The sequence below is a fragment of the Ventosimonas gracilis genome (genome assembly GCF_001580025.1).
Taxonomy (GTDB): Bacteria; Pseudomonadota; Gammaproteobacteria; order Pseudomonadales; family Pseudomonadaceae; genus Ventosimonas; species Ventosimonas gracilis.
This window is the reverse complement of record NZ_LSZO01000174.1, coordinates 1-15,039: the sequence shown is the minus strand read 5'-3', so window position 1 is coordinate 15,039 and position 15,039 is coordinate 1. Positions and strand designations below refer to the sequence as shown.

Annotated in this window: 15 protein-coding genes; 7 read left to right on the top strand and 8 right to left on the bottom strand. The window is 58.2% G+C overall.

Annotated elements, in window-relative coordinates:
* Position 1 precedes the first annotated feature (1 nt).
* The 7 genes from cofH to AXE65_RS09305 are packed head-to-tail and all read left to right on the top strand — an operon-like array spanning position 2 to position 6,554.
* On the top strand, positions 2–1,255 hold the full coding sequence (cofH, locus tag AXE65_RS09335; protein WP_068391308.1) for a 5-amino-6-(D-ribitylamino)uracil--L-tyrosine 4-hydroxyphenyl transferase CofH: 1,254 nt from the start codon (positions 2–4) through the stop codon (positions 1,253–1,255).
* On the top strand, positions 1,256–2,191 hold the full coding sequence (gene cofD, locus AXE65_RS09330; protein WP_068391305.1) for a 2-phospho-L-lactate transferase: 936 nt from the start codon (positions 1,256–1,258) through the stop codon (positions 2,189–2,191).
* A complete protein-coding gene (gene cofC, locus AXE65_RS09325) occupies positions 2,188–2,802 on the top strand; it encodes a 2-phospho-L-lactate guanylyltransferase (RefSeq protein WP_068391302.1) in 615 nt (204 codons plus the stop codon). The genes cofD and cofC overlap by 4 nt, the downstream gene beginning before the upstream one ends.
* Positions 2,799–3,581, top strand: a complete 783-nt coding sequence (cofE, locus tag AXE65_RS09320) for a coenzyme F420-0:L-glutamate ligase (protein WP_068391299.1) — start codon at positions 2,799–2,801, stop codon at positions 3,579–3,581. The genes cofC and cofE overlap by 4 nt, the downstream gene beginning before the upstream one ends.
* Complete coding sequence (gene npdG, locus AXE65_RS09315; protein WP_068391295.1) at positions 3,578–4,252, top strand: NADPH-dependent F420 reductase; 675 nt, start codon at positions 3,578–3,580, stop codon at positions 4,250–4,252. Before cofE ends, npdG begins: the two co-directional genes overlap by 4 nt.
* A gap of 16 nt (positions 4,253–4,268) precedes the next feature.
* The gene (locus AXE65_RS09310) at positions 4,269–5,270 is read left to right on the top strand and encodes a TIGR03842 family LLM class F420-dependent oxidoreductase (protein WP_068391293.1); all 1,002 of its coding nucleotides are present in this window, start codon (positions 4,269–4,271) and stop codon (positions 5,268–5,270) included.
* A 42-nt stretch (positions 5,271–5,312) separates the two neighbouring features.
* The gene (locus AXE65_RS09305) at positions 5,313–6,554 is read left to right on the top strand and encodes a Zn-dependent hydrolase (protein ID WP_068391290.1); all 1,242 of its coding nucleotides are present in this window, start codon (positions 5,313–5,315) and stop codon (positions 6,552–6,554) included.
* Here the strand turns inward: AXE65_RS09305 and AXE65_RS09300 are convergent.
* From AXE65_RS09300 to AXE65_RS09265, 8 genes are all read right to left on the bottom strand, one after another.
* Positions 6,551–7,828, bottom strand: coding sequence for an amidohydrolase family protein (locus AXE65_RS09300; RefSeq protein WP_068391288.1), 1,278 nt, complete (start codon positions 7,826–7,828; stop codon positions 6,551–6,553). The two genes, AXE65_RS09305 and AXE65_RS09300, sit on opposite strands and share 4 nt — an antisense overlap.
* A complete protein-coding gene (locus tag AXE65_RS09295; protein ID WP_068391285.1) occupies positions 7,828–8,778 on the bottom strand; it encodes an ABC transporter permease in 951 nt (316 codons plus the stop codon). Before AXE65_RS09295 ends, AXE65_RS09300 begins: the two co-directional genes overlap by 1 nt.
* Before the next feature lie 10 nt (positions 8,779–8,788).
* Entirely contained in the window at positions 8,789–9,844 is a 1,056-nt protein-coding gene (locus AXE65_RS09290) for an ABC transporter permease (RefSeq protein ID WP_068391282.1), read from the bottom strand.
* On the bottom strand, positions 9,838–11,364 hold the full coding sequence (locus AXE65_RS09285) for an ABC transporter ATP-binding protein (RefSeq protein ID WP_068391280.1): 1,527 nt from the start codon (positions 11,362–11,364) through the stop codon (positions 9,838–9,840). The genes AXE65_RS09290 and AXE65_RS09285 overlap by 7 nt, the downstream gene beginning before the upstream one ends.
* A gap of 62 nt (positions 11,365–11,426) precedes the next feature.
* Complete coding sequence (locus AXE65_RS09280) at positions 11,427–12,416, bottom strand: BMP family protein (RefSeq protein WP_068391277.1); 990 nt, start codon at positions 12,414–12,416, stop codon at positions 11,427–11,429.
* Between the two features lie 57 nt (positions 12,417–12,473).
* Complete coding sequence (locus tag AXE65_RS09275) at positions 12,474–12,935, bottom strand: DMT family transporter (RefSeq protein ID WP_068391274.1); 462 nt, start codon at positions 12,933–12,935, stop codon at positions 12,474–12,476.
* A gap of 4 nt (positions 12,936–12,939) precedes the next feature.
* The gene (locus AXE65_RS09270) at positions 12,940–14,430 is read right to left on the bottom strand and encodes an NCS1 family nucleobase:cation symporter-1 (RefSeq protein ID WP_068391271.1); all 1,491 of its coding nucleotides are present in this window, start codon (positions 14,428–14,430) and stop codon (positions 12,940–12,942) included.
* A 158-nt stretch (positions 14,431–14,588) separates the two neighbouring features.
* The gene (locus AXE65_RS09265; protein WP_068391265.1) at positions 14,589–14,783 is read right to left on the bottom strand and encodes a DUF3375 family protein; all 195 of its coding nucleotides are present in this window, start codon (positions 14,781–14,783) and stop codon (positions 14,589–14,591) included.
* Positions 14,784–15,039 lie beyond the last annotated feature (256 nt).

Here is a 15,039-nt window from a genome sequence, read left to right as displayed (position 1 = left end):
CATGCAGAGGCTTATCGACTTAATCCACGGCCAATCGCTGGAAAAGTGTTTGGATGCGGCGCAAAGTCCCGTTCGCAGCGCTTTGGAAGAGGCTCTGCAAGGTGGTGAACTCAGCCAAAGCCAAGGCGAGGCGCTACTTGGTTGCAGCGACAGCGACCTGCCCGCGTTGCTTGCCGTAGCCAATCAAGTACGGCGCGAGCGCGTGGGCGAGGCGGTCAGCTTTGTGGTCACGCGCAATATCAACTTCACCAATGTTTGCTATATGGGCTGCCGTTTTTGCGGCTTTGCGCGTCATCGCCATGCGCCGGATGCTTACTGGCTTGATCTTGATGAAATCGTAGGGCGCGCCGAAATAGCCGCGCAGCGCGGCGCAACCGAACTATGCCTGCAAGGCGGGCTGCATCCCAATCTGCCGGACACTTGGTACCGCGACCTGCTGGCCGCCATTAAAAAACGCCTGCCGACTATCCATCTGCATGCGTTTTCCCCGTTTGAGATTTGGTATGGCGCACAAAAACGCCGCCTGTCTACCGAAGATTTTTTAACCGAACTCAAAGAGGCCGGTTTAGGCTCCATCCCCGGCACGGCGGCGGAAATTTTAGATACGCAAATTCGCCAGCAATTAACGCGCAACAAGCTGTCCGCAGAGGATTGGGTCAACACGGTTAAAACCGCGCACCGTTTAGGCATTCGCAGCACTGCGACCATGATGTATGGCCATGTGGACGCACCGCGTCATTGGGCGGCGCATATCGCCCTGCTGCGAGGCATACAAAGGCAAACCTCAGGCTTTACCGAATTTGTCCCGCTTGGCTTTATCCATAGCCAGGCGCCGCTCTATGTGCAGCGTGCCATCCCCCATGTTCGCGCGGGTGCAAGCCTTGGCGAGCATCTGCGCGTACACGCCGCCGCACGGCTGCTGCTGGCCGGTTTTATCGACAATATCCAAGTGTCCTGGGTCAAGCTGGGTGCCGCGCGTGCCGCGCAGATGCTGGACTTTGGCGTGAATGATTTGGGCGGCACGCTGATGGAAGAATCCATCTCGCGCGCCGCCGGAGCCGATTTTGGCGAGGAGTTGACTGCGCTGGAAATGGTGCAGCTTATCCGCAGTAAAGCTCGCCTGCCGGTTCGCCGTGGCACGCTCTATCAGCACCTGGAAAGCTACCAAGACCACGACCCGGAGGATTTGGGTGCGCTTAAACCGCGCCGCCAGCAATGCATCCCGTTGCAATCGCTGGAATTGGAGTGCGCCTGAATGAAGGTCTGCTTGTTGGCAGGTGGTGTGGGCGGCGCGCGCATGGCGCAAGGGCTTGCCCAAGTGCTGGCGCCTCGGCATTTAACCGTGCTGGTTAATGTCGGTGACGATGAGGATTTTCACGGCCTGCGCGTGTGCCCAGACATTGATACGGTGCTTTACACCTTATCGGGGCAAATCAACCGCGAGCAGGGCTGGGGCGTGGCGGGCGATACGCAAAAAGCGTTGTCTGTGCTGAAACGGCTAGAGGCTGCCGATAGCTGGATGAGTTTGGGCGATACCGATTTGGGGCTGCATCTTTATCGCACGCAGCAACTTTTGGCCGGTAGCAGTCTTTCGACCGTGACCGACCGTATCCGCCGCAGTTTTGGCATTGGCGCTGCGGTTTTACCGATTACCGATGAGCCGCTGGCCACCCGTATCGTTACGCAAGACGGACAAACCTTGCGCTTTCAGCAATGGTTTGTCCGTGAACGGGCAAGACTTAAAGTTGCACGCATTGATTTTGCGGGCAGGGCAGCACTAAGCGAAGCGGCCGAGCGCGCCATTAAACAGGCCGACTTGCTGCTATTTGCGCCATCGAACCCTTGGCTTTCCATCGCACCGATGCTCGCCGTGCAAGGCGTTGCTGCGCTGATTGAGCAAAGTCATGCCGACAAAATCGCCATCTCCCCGTTAATCGGCGGCAAAGCCATCAAAGGCCCGTTAAACCCGTTAATGCAGGATTTGCACTGCCGGGCGGGCAATGCAGGTATTGCCGATTTTTATGCGGGTCTTGCGGATATTTTGGTGATTGACCCGATAGACCAAGCAGACTGCGCCCATATCGAAGCACTTGGCCTTGATCCCTGGCCGCTACCCACACGCATTGGCGAGGTGCAGCAAAGCGCACAGCTTGCGCAAAGCCTGCTGGAGCGTTTGGAGCGCGGCGCATGAACCGCTGTCTCTTGGTGATTCCGCTCAAGCCCTTTGCTTTGGCCAAAAGCCGATTGGCTGAAGCGCTTAGCCCCACCGAGCGCCAGCAACTGGTACGCGCCCTGTTTTTGCGCTGCGAACATTTTTTTGCCAGCGCTTTTGCCGCCATGCCGCGTCTTGTGGTAACCGCAGAGCCTGAGATAGCCGCGCTGTGCAGTGGTGCTACGCAGATATTGCACGAAGCACAGCCGCAAGGGCTTAACGCTGCCGCCGAACGAGTACGTCACTTTGCTTCGGCGCAAGGTTACGCGCAGATGTTGATAATCAGTGCCGATATTGCCCTGTGGCGGCAAACTGAAGTGACTTGCCTGCTACAAGCAGGCCATACACGGGACTTGGTCATCGCCCGCGCCCACGATGGCGGCAGCAATGCCCTGTTGTTGCGTCTGCCGGGCAGAGGCTTTGCCTTTGCCTACGGCGAGCACTCAGCCAAAGCGCACCAAATAGCCGCGCGGCAGGCCGGACTTTCCTGCGTTCTGCTGGATTTACCCTTGCTATCACGTGACCTTGACCGCCCGGCCGATTTGCTGCTCTGGCAAGCCAAACAAAACCGCTCGCAGGTGCTGTTATGAAAGCGCCGCGCCTTACACTGATCGCCCTGCCGGGACTGCCTGAAGTCTGCGCGGGTGATCATTTGGCCGAACTGATCCTTGCCGCAATGGACGGCGCTGAGCTTAGTTTTCAAGCGGGCGATGTACTTACCGTTGCGCAAAAAATCGTCTCCAAAGCCGAAGGGCGCACGCGGCGCATCAGCGAAATCACCCCAAGTGCGCAAGCGATTGAAATAGCAGAAAAATGCCAAAAAGACCCGCGCAAAGTGCAGGCCATCCTTGATGAAACGAATGGGGATAAAAGCACCGCCATTGTGCGCATTGCCGAAGGCGTTTTAATCGTTCGTCATCAACAAGGTTGGGTTTGCGCCAATGCGGGCATCGACGAATCCAACTTGGGCGCGGATAAGCAAGGCGAACTGTTGCTGCTGCCGCTTGATGCCGATGCCAGCGCCGAAAAAATCGCCAGCGGTATTGAGCAAGCCACCGGCATTCGTCCCGGAGTGGTGATTACCGACAGCTTTGGCCGCCCGTGGCGGCGCGGCCTGCTCAATGTCGCCCTTGGCACGGCGGATGTGCCGCCCATTGTCGATTGGATAGGCGAACAAGACGCTTACGGGCGGCCACTTACCGTCACGCAACAAGCGCTGGCCGATGAAATCGCCGCCGCTTCCGGACTGTTATCGCTAAAAAACGCCGCGCTGCCGGTTTGCCTGTTACGCGGGCTTCACTGGCAGGGCACAAAAGAGGCCAGCGCGCGCACGCTTGTTCGCCCACTGAATGAGGATTTGTTCCGATGAAAATTGCCATTATCGGCGGCACCGGCCCGCAGGGCTGCGGACTGGCGCTGCGCTTTGCCAAGGCGGGTATTGGGGTGGTGCTGGGTTCGCGTGACTTGGCGCGCGCGGTACAGATTAGCGAAGAGTTAAACGAGAAAATCCATCCGCTTATTCCCATTAGCGGCGCCAGTAATAGCGAGGCCGCGCAATCTGCGCAAAGGCTGGTGCTGCTGGCGGTGCCTTTTGCCGGACATGAGGCAGCGCTTATCGAATTAAAACCCCATCTGGCCGGAAAAATCCTGATTGATTTGGTCGTTCCGCTCGCCCCCGGAAATCCCGGCCTTTGCGCCATGCCAAAAGAAGGCTCGGCGACCGAAGCGGCGCAGGCGATTTTGGGCGAGCAGGCGCGCGTGGTCGGTGCGCTGCATAACGTTAGCGCCCATGCGCTTAATCAGTTAGAGCAGCCCATTAATTGCGATGTACTGGTCGCAGGTAGCGACCAAACAGCCAAGGAAGAAGTGATCAGCCTGATCGAAACCATCGGCGTGTGCGCCTTTGATGCAGGGCCTTTGCAAAGCGCCCGCTGCATCGAAGCGATCACGCCGATTTTGATTCGCTTAAACCGCAGTAAAAAAGTGCCGTTTCGCCACGCCGGAATCCGTATCTGGCCGGGCGATAACAGCCTCTCATAACAAAAGGAGAACCCTCATGGACTTTGGTATTTGCTTTAAAGGCGTAGTAGAGCCAGGCCGCGCGCGCTATCTTTCGCGTATGGCTGAATACGCAGGTTTTAGCCACTGCTGGTTTTACGACTCACATATCCTCTGGCGTGATTGCTATCCGGCCATTGCCATGTGCATGGAACATACCAGAAACCTACACTTTGGCCCGTTAGTGACTAACCCGGATGTGCGCGAATGGTCACAGGCCGCCTCGATGTTTGCCTCGCTTAACAAACAAAGCGGCGGGCGAATGGAAGTGGCGGTGGGTCGTGGCGACAGTTCGCGCCGCGTGATGGGCAAAAAGCCCGCGCCCTTGTCGCGCGTGGCCGACTTTATCCACACGGTAAAAAGCATGGCACGTGGCGACTTGGTGGACTACCCGGGCTGCGCCGAACCCGTGCAGTTCCCTTGGACCAAGGGGCAAGAGCTGCCGATGTGGATGGGCGCGTACGGCCCGCAAGCGCTGCAATGCGCGGGCGAGCATGCCGATGGCGTGGTATTGCAAATTGCCGACCCCGGTATCTGTCAATGGTTGACTGAACAATGCCTTGCAGCGGGTAAAAAAGCCGGTCGTGATATGACCGGCTACGGCGTCATGTCCGCCGCACCGGCTTATTTCGGCACGATGGCGCATTGCATAGAAGCCACTCGCTGGTTTCCGGCAATGGTTGGCAATCACGTCGCCGACATCGTCGAAAAATACGGCAAAGACACCGACCTGGTGCCTAAGTCGCTCACCGCCTATATCGAAAAACGCCGCGGCTACGACTACTCCAAACACGGGCAAACGGATAATCCTTATCTGGACTTTATTACCGATGATGTGGTCGAAGCTTTCTGTGTTTTAGGCACGCCCGCGCAGCACGTGGAAAAACTGCACGCGCTCAAGCAAGCGGGCATTACCCAATTCAATATTTATCTCGACAGCGGCGACGAAGAAAACATCATCGCCACCTACGGACGCGAGGTTATTCCGGCGTTTCGCTAGTCCCATTTAGGGGAGAGGGTAAAAGAATAAAGGAGAACCATTATGACAACCGTGCAGCAACCTTTACTGACCAACGGCAAACGCCTGTGGCAGTCGCTGGAAGAACTCAACAAAATCGGCGCAACCGCCAAAGGCGGAGTAAAACGCCTAACCCTGACCGACCTCGACCGGCAGGCTCGGGATTTGGTGATAGGTTGGGGCAAGGCCGAAGGATTAAGCATCCGTATCGATAAAATCGGCAATATCTTTATGCGCCGCGCCGGAGGCGACCCCAGCCGCGCGCCGATTATGGCGGGCAGTCATATCGACACACAGCCTTCCGGTGGGCGCTTTGACGGCAACTTTGGGGTACTGGCCGCCCTCGAAGTGGTACGCACCTTAAATCAACATCAGGTACAAACCGCAGCCCCGATAGAAGTCGCCATCTGGACCAACGAAGAAGGCAGTCGTTTTGTGCCGGTGATGATGGGCAGCGGCGTATTTTGCGGCGCATTTAGCTTGGAGCACGCCTATGCCGCGAAAGACGTGGACGGCAAAAGCGTCTTGGAAGAACTCACCCGCATTGGCTATGTGGGCGACGAAACGCCCGGCGAGCACCCGATAGGCGCGTACTTTGAAGCGCATATCGAACAAGGCCCGGTGCTGGAAGACGAAGGCAAGATCATCGGCGTAGTGCCCGCCGTGCTCGGGCTTTCTTGGTACGACTGCACCGTGACCGGTCTGGAAGCCCACGCCGGTTCCACGCCCATGCCGCTGCGCCGTGATGCGCTGCAAGTGGCCACAACCATCATGCAAGAAGTGGTCGCCATTGCGAATCGCTATCAACCTTATGGGCGCGGCACAGTCGGCTTTGTACAAAACAGCCCGAACAGCCGTAACGTGATACCGGGCGAGGTGAAATTCTCCATCGACATTCGCAATGTCAACAAAGCGTTGCTCGATACCATGCAGGGAGAACTGACCGCCTTTATCGAAAAAACCGCGCAGCACAGCGGCCTTGCCATCAAGCTCGAACAGGTCTCGCACTTCCCGCCTTGTCCCTTCCACGAAGATTGCGTTGCCGCCGTGCGCCGTGCTACCGAAAAACTGGGCTACCCGCATATGGACGTGGTCTCCGGTGCCGGACACGACGCCGTCTACGCCGCCCGCGTCGCCCCCGCTGGAATGATTTTCGTCCCCTGCAAAGACGGCATCAGCCACAACGAAATCGAAGACGCCAAGCCGGAACACCTGGAGGCAGGCTGCAACGTTTTGCTGCACGCCATGTTGGAGCGGGCGGGCTAACGGTGAAAATCCACCCTGTCCGGCCTGCCGGGCAGGTTTAAGCTAGAGCAGGCTTCGCTTTGGCTTGCAATCAGCTTGCCGCTTCGCCAGACCTTAAGGCGGGCAGGGCGCAGGCGCAGGGCTTCGATCGGGTCTGCCGCTTGCAGCAGGACGAGATGAGCGCATTGGCCGGTGGTCAGACCCCAATCGTTAAGTCCCAAAATCTTGGCCGGGGTTTCGCTGACGGCAGCAAAACATTGACGCATGGCGGCGCGGCTGGTCATTTGCGCGACATGCAGCCCCATATGGGCGACATCGAGCATATCGGCGCTGCCCAAGCTGTACCAAGGGTCCATGCAGCAGTCTTGGCCGAAGGCGACCGGCACGCCTGCCGCGAGTAGTTCCGGCACACGGGTCATGCCCCTTCGTTTGGGGTAGCTGTCGTGGCGGCCTTGCAGCGTGATATTGATCAGCGGGTTGGCAATCACGGAAATACCCGCTTCGACCATCAGCGGTATCAGTTTGGAGACGTAGTAGTTATCCATCGAGTGCATCGAGGTTAAATGCGAGGCGGTGACTTTGCCTTGCAGTCCTAACTGCTGCGTGTAAAAGCATAAGGTTTCGATATGGCGCGAGTTCGGGTCGTCCGATTCGTCGCAGTGAATATCCAGCGGCAATCCGCGCTCGGCGGCAAGCTCACAAAGCAGGCGCAAAGACTGGGCACCTTCTTCCATCGTGCGCTCAAAGTGCGGGATGCCGCCGATGACATCGACGCCTAAATCCAGCGCCTGTTTGAGGTTATCCAGTGCGCCCTTGCTGCGCAGCAGGCCGTCTTGCGGGAAGGCAACCAGTTGCAGATTAAGGTAGGGCGCGACTTGTTCACGCACTTTAAGCAAGGCACGGACGGCGAGCAGACGCGCATCGCACACATCCACGTGCGAGCGAATGGCGAGCAGACCGCGAGCGATCGCCCAATCGCAGTAAGCAAGCGATCGTTCGATCAGGGCTTGCTCAGTAAGCTGCGGTTTAAGTTCGCCCCACAGCTTGATGCCTTCGAGCAAAGTGCCGGATTGGTTTAAGCGCGGTAATCCCAAAGATAAGGTGGCATCCAGATGAAAATGTGCATCGATAAAGGGCGTGGACAGTAAATACCCACCCGCATCGACGGTTTCCCGCGCGGCGGGCAAGCGTTGTGGATTTTCTTGCAGCGCAGCAATCCGCCCGTTTTCGATAGCGACCATCATTTGGCGGCGGCCATCCGCAAGGCTTGCGTTATGGATCAGTAAGTCCAGCATCAGCGTTCCCCTTTGCGGTAGGGCTTCATCAGCGCTTGCGGGTAGGCGGCGCGGCGACTCATCAGCATCAGCGCGAGGATGGAGAGCAGATAAGGCAACATCAGGTAAAGCTGATAAGGCAGCCCTGAAAGTCCCGGCAGCTGTACCGCGCCTTGTTGCAGGCGCAGTTGCAGCGCGTCGAAGAAGGCAAAAATCAGCGCACCCAGCAGCGCTTTGCCCGGCCGCCAAGAGGCGAAGACCACCAGCGCTACGCAAATCCAGCCACGACCGCTGACCATATTGAAGAAAAAGGCGTTAAAGGCGGCGAGCGTTAAAAAACTGCCCGCCACACCCATCAAGGCGGAACCGGCCATAATCGCGCCGATACGCAGTTTGACTACGGAAAGCCCTTGACCTTCGGCGGCGGCCGGGCTTTCCCCGACCAGGCGAATGGCAAGGCCAAGCGGGCTGTATTTGAAGAAAAGTACCAATAGTGGCACGGCGAGCAGGGCCATCAAGGTCAGTATGGTTTGACCTGCCAGAACCGGGCCAATCAGCGGCAAACCCTCAAGCCAGCGCATTTCGGCAAAGGGCGTGATGGTCGGCGGAGTGGTCTGCCCAGGCAGCAGCACGCGGTAGCTAAAGTAGCTAAGGCTGGTCGCCAGCATGGTCACGCCAAGGCCGGAGACGTGTTGCGAGAGCGCCAGCGGCACGGTCAAAAAGCCGTGCAAAGCGCCAAAGGCCGCACCCGCCAAGGCGGCGGCGAGTACGCCCACTGGCAGCGGCGCTCCGGCGTAAACGCTGAGCCAGCCGACAAAGGCACCGGCGACCATAATCCCTTCAATGCCAAGGTTCAAAACGCCTGCGCGTTCACAGAGCAGTACCCCCAAAGTGCCCAAAATCAGCGGCGTAGCCAAGCGCAGCAGGGAAACCCAAAAGGCGTTTTGTCCCAGTAAATCCAGCCATTCCATAGCAAATCCCTTAGGCGCGAAGGCGCAGTCGGTAATGGGCGAACAGGCTGGCGACCAGCATCGACAGCAGGGCGCTGGCGACTATCACATCAGCCAGATAATTGGGCACGCCAAGGCTGCGGCTCATGCTGTCCGCGCCGACCAGGATGGCGGCGATAAATATGCTGGCGAGAATGACGCGAAGCGGATGCAAAGCGGCGAGCATGGCAACCACCACGCCTGTGTAGCCGTAGCCGGTGGACATCTCCAGCGTGACATAGCCGGTGCGTCCGGCGACTTCCACCGCACCGGCAAGACCTGCCAGTGCGCCGGAGATAAGCGCCGTTATCAGTAGCGTGCGTGTGCTGGGTAGACCTAAAAACTTTGCCGCCGATGGACTGGCACCAACTGCGCGGATGGCAAGCCCGAGCTTGCTGTAGCGCTGCATCAGCCAGAGCAAAACGGCGAGCATAAGTGCGAGCAGCAGGCCGCTGTGCGCACGGGTGCGCTCCATCAGGCGGGAAAATTCCAGTTCCGGCGCAAGCGTAACCGACTGTGGCCAGCCCATTGCCAGCGGGTCTTTCATCGGCCCGTCCAGCATCATGGAGACAAACAGCAGCACGATAAAATTGCCGAGCAAGGTGGTGACGACTTCATCCACGCCCAGGCGGTTTTTAAGCAGTGCCGACAGCAGCAGCCAAAGCGCAGCGGCACTGGCTGCGGCCAGCAGCATCAGCACAAAGAGCAGCGGGGCGGGTAGCGGCAAAGTGCTGCCGCCCACGGCAACCGCCGCCAATGCGCCCAAATAAAGCTGGCCTTCTGCGCCGATATTGTAAAAACGTGCACGAAACGCCAGCGCGCAGGCAAGGCCGGTCAACATCAGTGGCGTGGCGCGGGTAAGCGTTTCGGCCAAGGCAAAGCGCGAGCCGAACGCGCCTTCAATCAACAGGGCAAAGGCGCGTCCCACTGGCGCCCCGGCGAGCGCGAGCAGCAAGGTGCTGATCATCAGGGTAAAGCCAATCGCAGCGAGCGGTGCGAGCGCTAACGCGCGGGCGCTGATGGTGGCACGGCGTTCCAGCGTTAGCATGCGGCAGCCTCTTCTTGTTCTTGGTGCCCCATCATCGCCAGTCCCAAACGGGTCAAATCCCATTCGGCGGCCGCTTTGCAGGCGACCAGTCGCCCGCCGCAGAGCACGGCAATGCGGTCGGCCAGCGCGAACACTTCGGCCAAGTCTTCCGATACCAGCAAAATGCCCGCGCCGCGTTCGCGGGCGGCAAGTAGTTGCTCGCGCACGTAGGCCACCGCGCCGATGTCCAGCCCCCAAGTGGGCTGATCGGCCACTATCAATTGCGGTTCACGGGACAGCGCCCGCCCCACAATCAGTTTTTGCAGATTGCCGCCGGAAAGGCTCTTGGCGGGCGTTTCGATGGAATCGGCGCGCACATCAAACTGCTCCATCAACGCGCGGGTAAAGCGCTTGGCGGCGCTTTGCCTGATCAGCCCGAAGCGGACAAACGCCCCATTGCTTAAGTCTTCGGCAATGGCGTTTTCCCACAGCGGGCAGTCGCCGATGCTTCCCTGCTGTTGCCGGTCTTCCGGAATGCGCGAAACGCCTGCCGCCGTCCACTGCGCCGGTTTTTTCGGCGCACTTTGACCGCGCAATTGGATATGCCCGCTGGTTGGCGCAATAAGGCCGCACAGCAGGGAGACCAGCGTTTGCTGACCGTTGCCGGAAACCCCGGCGATGGCGAGAATTTCCCCAGCCTGCACGCTAAGGCTGAGCGGCTGCAACGCGCCGCGCCCGCTGCCTGCGCTAACCTTGATCAAGCGCAGCAACGGTGCTGCGCCCACGGCGGCTTTAGCCTGCGTGGAAAGCCTTGGCATCAGCACTTTGCGGCCTACCATCAGCTCGGCGAGCTGCGCGGCGCTGTGACTTTGCGTGGTGCATTCGGCGACCCGTTTGCCGTGGCGCAAAATCACCACGCGACTGGCGATAGCCATCACTTCATCGAGTTTGTGCGAGATAAAAATCACCGACAGGCCGCCTGCCACAAATTCGCGCAGGGTGGCAAACAGTGCCTCGCTTTCCTGTGGCGTGAGCACGGCGGTGGGTTCGTCCAAAATCAAAATGCGTGCGCCGCGATAGAGCGCTTTCAAGATTTCCACCCGCTGCTTTTCACCCACAGAAAGGCTGCCGACGCGGGCGTTGCTGTCTACCTGAAGACCAAAGCGCTGGCCGAGTTCGGTAAGTTTCCCGCAGGCTTTGCCACGCTGGCTACGAAAGTGCCACAAGGGTTCGGTGCCGACCAAGATGTTATCCAGTACGGATAAGTTATCGGCCAGCGTGAAATGCTGGTGCACCATGCCGATACCGGCCTTAAGCGCCAAATCCGGCCTTGCCGCAGGCAGCGGCTCGCCAAAGACTTTGATATGGCCGCTGTCGGCGCGGTAATGGCCGAACAAAATCGAAACCAGTGTGGATTTGCCCGCACCGTTTTCGCCCAAGAGCGCCAGCACTTCGCCGCTTTTAAGCGTCAGCGAGATATTGTCGTTGGCGAGAAGCGAGCCAAAGCGCTTGCTGATGCCGGTTAATTCAAGTGCGTTCAACGGGGTTACTCATGGTTTTTCTGCCCTCTCCCAACCCATTGATGGGAAAGGGCTTAAGACCTTTACCTTGCGCTGGATTTGGGTTCGCTGTCGTTGACTTTAACGATAAAGCTGCCGTCCAAAATCGCCGCTTCGCGCTCGCGTACTTTTGCCATCAGTTCGGCGGGAACTTTGCCCTCAAACGTACCCAGCGGGGCGAGTGATGAGCCTTGATGCTTCATCAGCGAATATTGGCCGTAGTCTTCACCGACAAAAGTGCCGGCTTTGACCCGTGCAATGGCGGCGTTTAAAGTCGGTGCCATATCCCACAGCGCAGAGGCGACCACTGTTTGCGGATACTGCGCCTGGGTGTCGATGACATTACCTATGGCGAGCACGCCGCGTTCTTTGGCGGCATCGGATACGCCAAAGCGTTCGGCGTAGAGCACATCTACACCGCTGTCAATCATGGCAAAGGCCGCTTCCTTGGCTTTGGGCGGGTCAAACCAGGAGCCGATAAACAGGACGGAAAAGGTGACTTTTGGATTGATTTCCCGTGCTCCTTCCATAAAAGCGTGCATCAGCCGGTTCACTTCGGGGATGGGATAGCCACCGACCATGCCAATTTTGCCGTTTTTACTCAGCCCGCCCGCAATCATGCCGGTCAGATAAGACGGCTCCTGAATGTAGTTGTCGAACACGGCAAAATTCGGCGCTTGTGCCTTGCCGGATGAACCCATCAGAAATGCCGTCTGCGGATAGTCGCGGGCAACCCGTCTGGCGGCAGCTTCCAGCGCAAACGAGTCGCCGGTGACCAGATGCGCGCCGGCTTCGGCGTATTGGCGCATCACCCGCTCAAAGTCGGTATTGCTGATGTTTTCCGAAAAGCGGTATTCAATCTCGCCGCGCGCTTCGGCAGCCGTCAGCACGATATGCAGACGCGAAACCCATTGCTGCTCCACCGGCACGCTGTATACGGCGGCGACCACCGGCCTCTCGACCGGGGGAGCGGCGAGCGCCGTGATGCCAAAGAGCAGGGCGAAAAGGCAAAGACCGCGAGTGATCAAGTTCATGGTTGGTACTCCTTATTGTTGTTGCATGATTTCCTGCTTTGCGGCAGACCCCAAAGGTTAAGCAGGCCGCAATAGCCACGCGCCAAACAGCAAGCAGCCAAGCCCCAACAGGCGCTGCGTGCTGAGCGCAACCGGCTCAAGGCCAAACGCGCCAAAGTGATCCAGCGTGAGAGCGCAAAGCTGCTGACCCATCAATACGGCGGCCATGCACCAAGCCACGCCAATCTGTGGCACGCCCAAAATAATCGCCAGCACATAAAACGCCCCGCACAGGCCACCGGCAAACGCCCACCAAGGCAGATCGGCCAATCCCAGATGCAGATTGCGCAAACTGGCGAGGCCGCCACCACGCGCAAGCACGATAAGCAGCAAAGTCAAGGTGCCGACAATAAAAGACAGCAGCGCCGCCATCAGCGCATCGCCTTCGAGCGCCTGCCTTAGCCGATTGTTAAAACTCGCCTGCACCGCGACCAGTGCGCCGCCGGTCGCAACCAGCGCGAAGAACAGCAACTTGGGCATGGCTTTAATCCTGCCTGCGGCGCTTCATCAGCAGCAAATAGATGACAAAGCCCAGCGCCGCACCGGCAAACCAGGCGTAGGTATAAAGCGCGATAAAGAACGCCGGGATGACTTCGGCGCTAAAGGTTTCTGGGAAGGCTGCGTGCAAAAAGCCCGGCAGGTTCGGCAGTGCACCCAAGATAAAGGCGATCAGCGCTGCGTGGTTCCAGCCATTGCTGTAGCTGTATTCGCCTTGGTTTTCATAAAGCTGCGCTACATTCAGGCGCGTTCTGCGCAAAAACCAGTAATCGGCCAGCAGGATTCCGGCAATCGGGCCAAGTAGCGCGGAATAACCAATCAGCCAGGTAAAGATATAGCCGTGGGTGGATTCGAGGATTTTCCACGGCATCATCACCAGACCAATCCCCGCCGTGATCAGGCCACCCATGCGGTAGGAAATGCGCTTGGGATTGAGTGCGGAAAAATCAAAGGCAGGGCCTACCAAGTTGGCGGCAAGATTAACGCTGATGGTATCAATCAGCAGCACAATCAAGGAAAGCAGCACCGCCGCGCCGGTCATTTTTCCGGCCACTGTGACCGGATCCCAGATGGATTCGCCGTAGGCGACTATGGTCGCCGAAGTGACAATCACCGCCAGCGCGGCAAGGCCGCCCATCGGCAGCGGCAGTCCCAAGGTCTGCCCAACCATCTGGTCGCGCTGCGAGCGGGCGTAGCGGGTAAAGTCCGGGATATTCAGCGCCAGTGTCGCCCAATAGCCGACCATTGCGGTCAGTGACGGCCAGAAGATGCTCCAGAACTGGCCTTCTTTGGGCTGGCCGGGGGCAAATTCGGACGGGCGGTCAAACAACGGGCCAAGGCCACCCGCTTTATCAATCGCCCACCAGAGCAGGGCAAAGCAGACCAGAATTTTTAATGGGGCGGTGTAGGTTTCAAGCCTTCGGATGGATTCAATGCCGTGGATGACAAAGTACATCTGAATCGCCCAAAAGCCGACAAAGCACAAAAGTTCGGCCAGATTGATACCCAAAAACGGCAGCGGCTCGCCGCCAATCGGTGCGCCGGACAGCACGCCGAGCAAGGTATATACCATATGCCCGCCAAACCAGGTCTGAATGCCGTACCAACCGCAGGCAACAATGGCGCGCATCATCGCCGGCAGCCGTGCGCCGATGGTGCCAAAAGCGGCGCGTGCCAGCACCGGATAGGGAATGCCATATTTGGCGCCGGCGTGACCAATCAGCAGCATCGGCACCAGCACAATGACGTTGCCGAGAAAGACGGTAAAAATCGCCTCGTCCCAACTCATCCCGCCATCAATCATGGAAGACGCCAGCAAGTAGGCCGGAATGCTCATCACAAGACCTATCCACAGCGCCAGATAGTGATACCAAGTCCAGGTTCTGCGCTCTGCGCTGGTGGGGGCTAAATCGTCGTTCCAAAGCTGCTCGCTGTCCGTGCGCACTACATTTGAGCCGCCTGCTGTATGGCCAGTCATTGCCGGTTCCCCTTGATTGTTTATTATTGGTACGGTTGGAAAAGTTTTTTCCAACAGGCAAATTCGAGCGCAGTATGCGCCGATTACAGAAACGGCAAAGCTACAGCACCAATAAAATTGGCAAAACGTACTGGAAAATGGCGCGGTACAGTTGGTTTTTAGCCGCTATCCAACGCGACCAGTGCTTCACACAGCCAGCGGTAGCCAATATGTTCTTGCTCAAGGCGAAGGTGCGGATGAATGCGGTCTAGGTGCAGAAAACTTGCCACCAGCGGTGCATGCTTTGAAGCCAACAAGCGCCACGCTGGATGGCGGTCGCGCAAAATAGAGAGCGTGGCGTAATCGAAGGGCATTAGGCGGGTTAATTCATCTTGGAGCGGGAAGTCATGTGCTGGTACAGATAAGCGATTTTGTATGGCCTATAAACGATTATCAACATCCAATACAAGCCACGAAAACCGGCAGATGTCCGTCTGATCTTTTTCTGATGTTTTTATGAGTAAAAAGCGAAATTTTACTCTGTTGTCAACAAATAGACTTGTCCGGTTTTAAAGCAAATGAACTGTCCGGTTTTGCCTTGCGGTTTCAGGCGGCGTAGGGCGTAGCCCG

Coding starts and splice junctions, on each gene's coding strand:
- AXE65_RS09280 (WP_068391277.1), bottom strand. CDS start 12,416: ATGAACTTGATCACTCGCGGTCTTTGCCTTTTCGCCCTGCTCTTTGGC.
- AXE65_RS09290 (WP_068391282.1), bottom strand. CDS start 9,844: ATGCTAACGCTGGAACGCCGTGCCACCATCAGCGCCCGCGCGTTAGCG.
- AXE65_RS09305 (WP_068391290.1), top strand. CDS start 5,313: ATGACAACCGTGCAGCAACCTTTACTGACCAACGGCAAACGCCTGTGG.
- AXE65_RS09310 (WP_068391293.1), top strand. CDS start 4,269: ATGGACTTTGGTATTTGCTTTAAAGGCGTAGTAGAGCCAGGCCGCGCG.
- AXE65_RS09270 (WP_068391271.1), bottom strand. CDS start 14,430: ATGACTGGCCATACAGCAGGCGGCTCAAATGTAGTGCGCACGGACAGC.
- AXE65_RS09265 (WP_068391265.1), bottom strand. CDS start 14,783: ATGCCCTTCGATTACGCCACGCTCTCTATTTTGCGCGACCGCCATCCA.
- AXE65_RS09300 (WP_068391288.1), bottom strand. CDS start 7,828: ATGCTGGACTTACTGATCCATAACGCAAGCCTTGCGGATGGCCGCCGC.
- AXE65_RS09295 (WP_068391285.1), bottom strand. CDS start 8,778: ATGGAATGGCTGGATTTACTGGGACAAAACGCCTTTTGGGTTTCCCTG.
- cofH (WP_068391308.1), top strand. CDS start 2: ATGCAGAGGCTTATCGACTTAATCCACGGCCAATCGCTGGAAAAGTGT.
- cofD (WP_068391305.1), top strand. CDS start 1,256: ATGAAGGTCTGCTTGTTGGCAGGTGGTGTGGGCGGCGCGCGCATGGCG.
- npdG (WP_068391295.1), top strand. CDS start 3,578: ATGAAAATTGCCATTATCGGCGGCACCGGCCCGCAGGGCTGCGGACTG.
- cofE (WP_068391299.1), top strand. CDS start 2,799: ATGAAAGCGCCGCGCCTTACACTGATCGCCCTGCCGGGACTGCCTGAA.
- AXE65_RS09275 (WP_068391274.1), bottom strand. CDS start 12,935: ATGCCCAAGTTGCTGTTCTTCGCGCTGGTTGCGACCGGCGGCGCACTG.
- cofC (WP_068391302.1), top strand. CDS start 2,188: ATGAACCGCTGTCTCTTGGTGATTCCGCTCAAGCCCTTTGCTTTGGCC.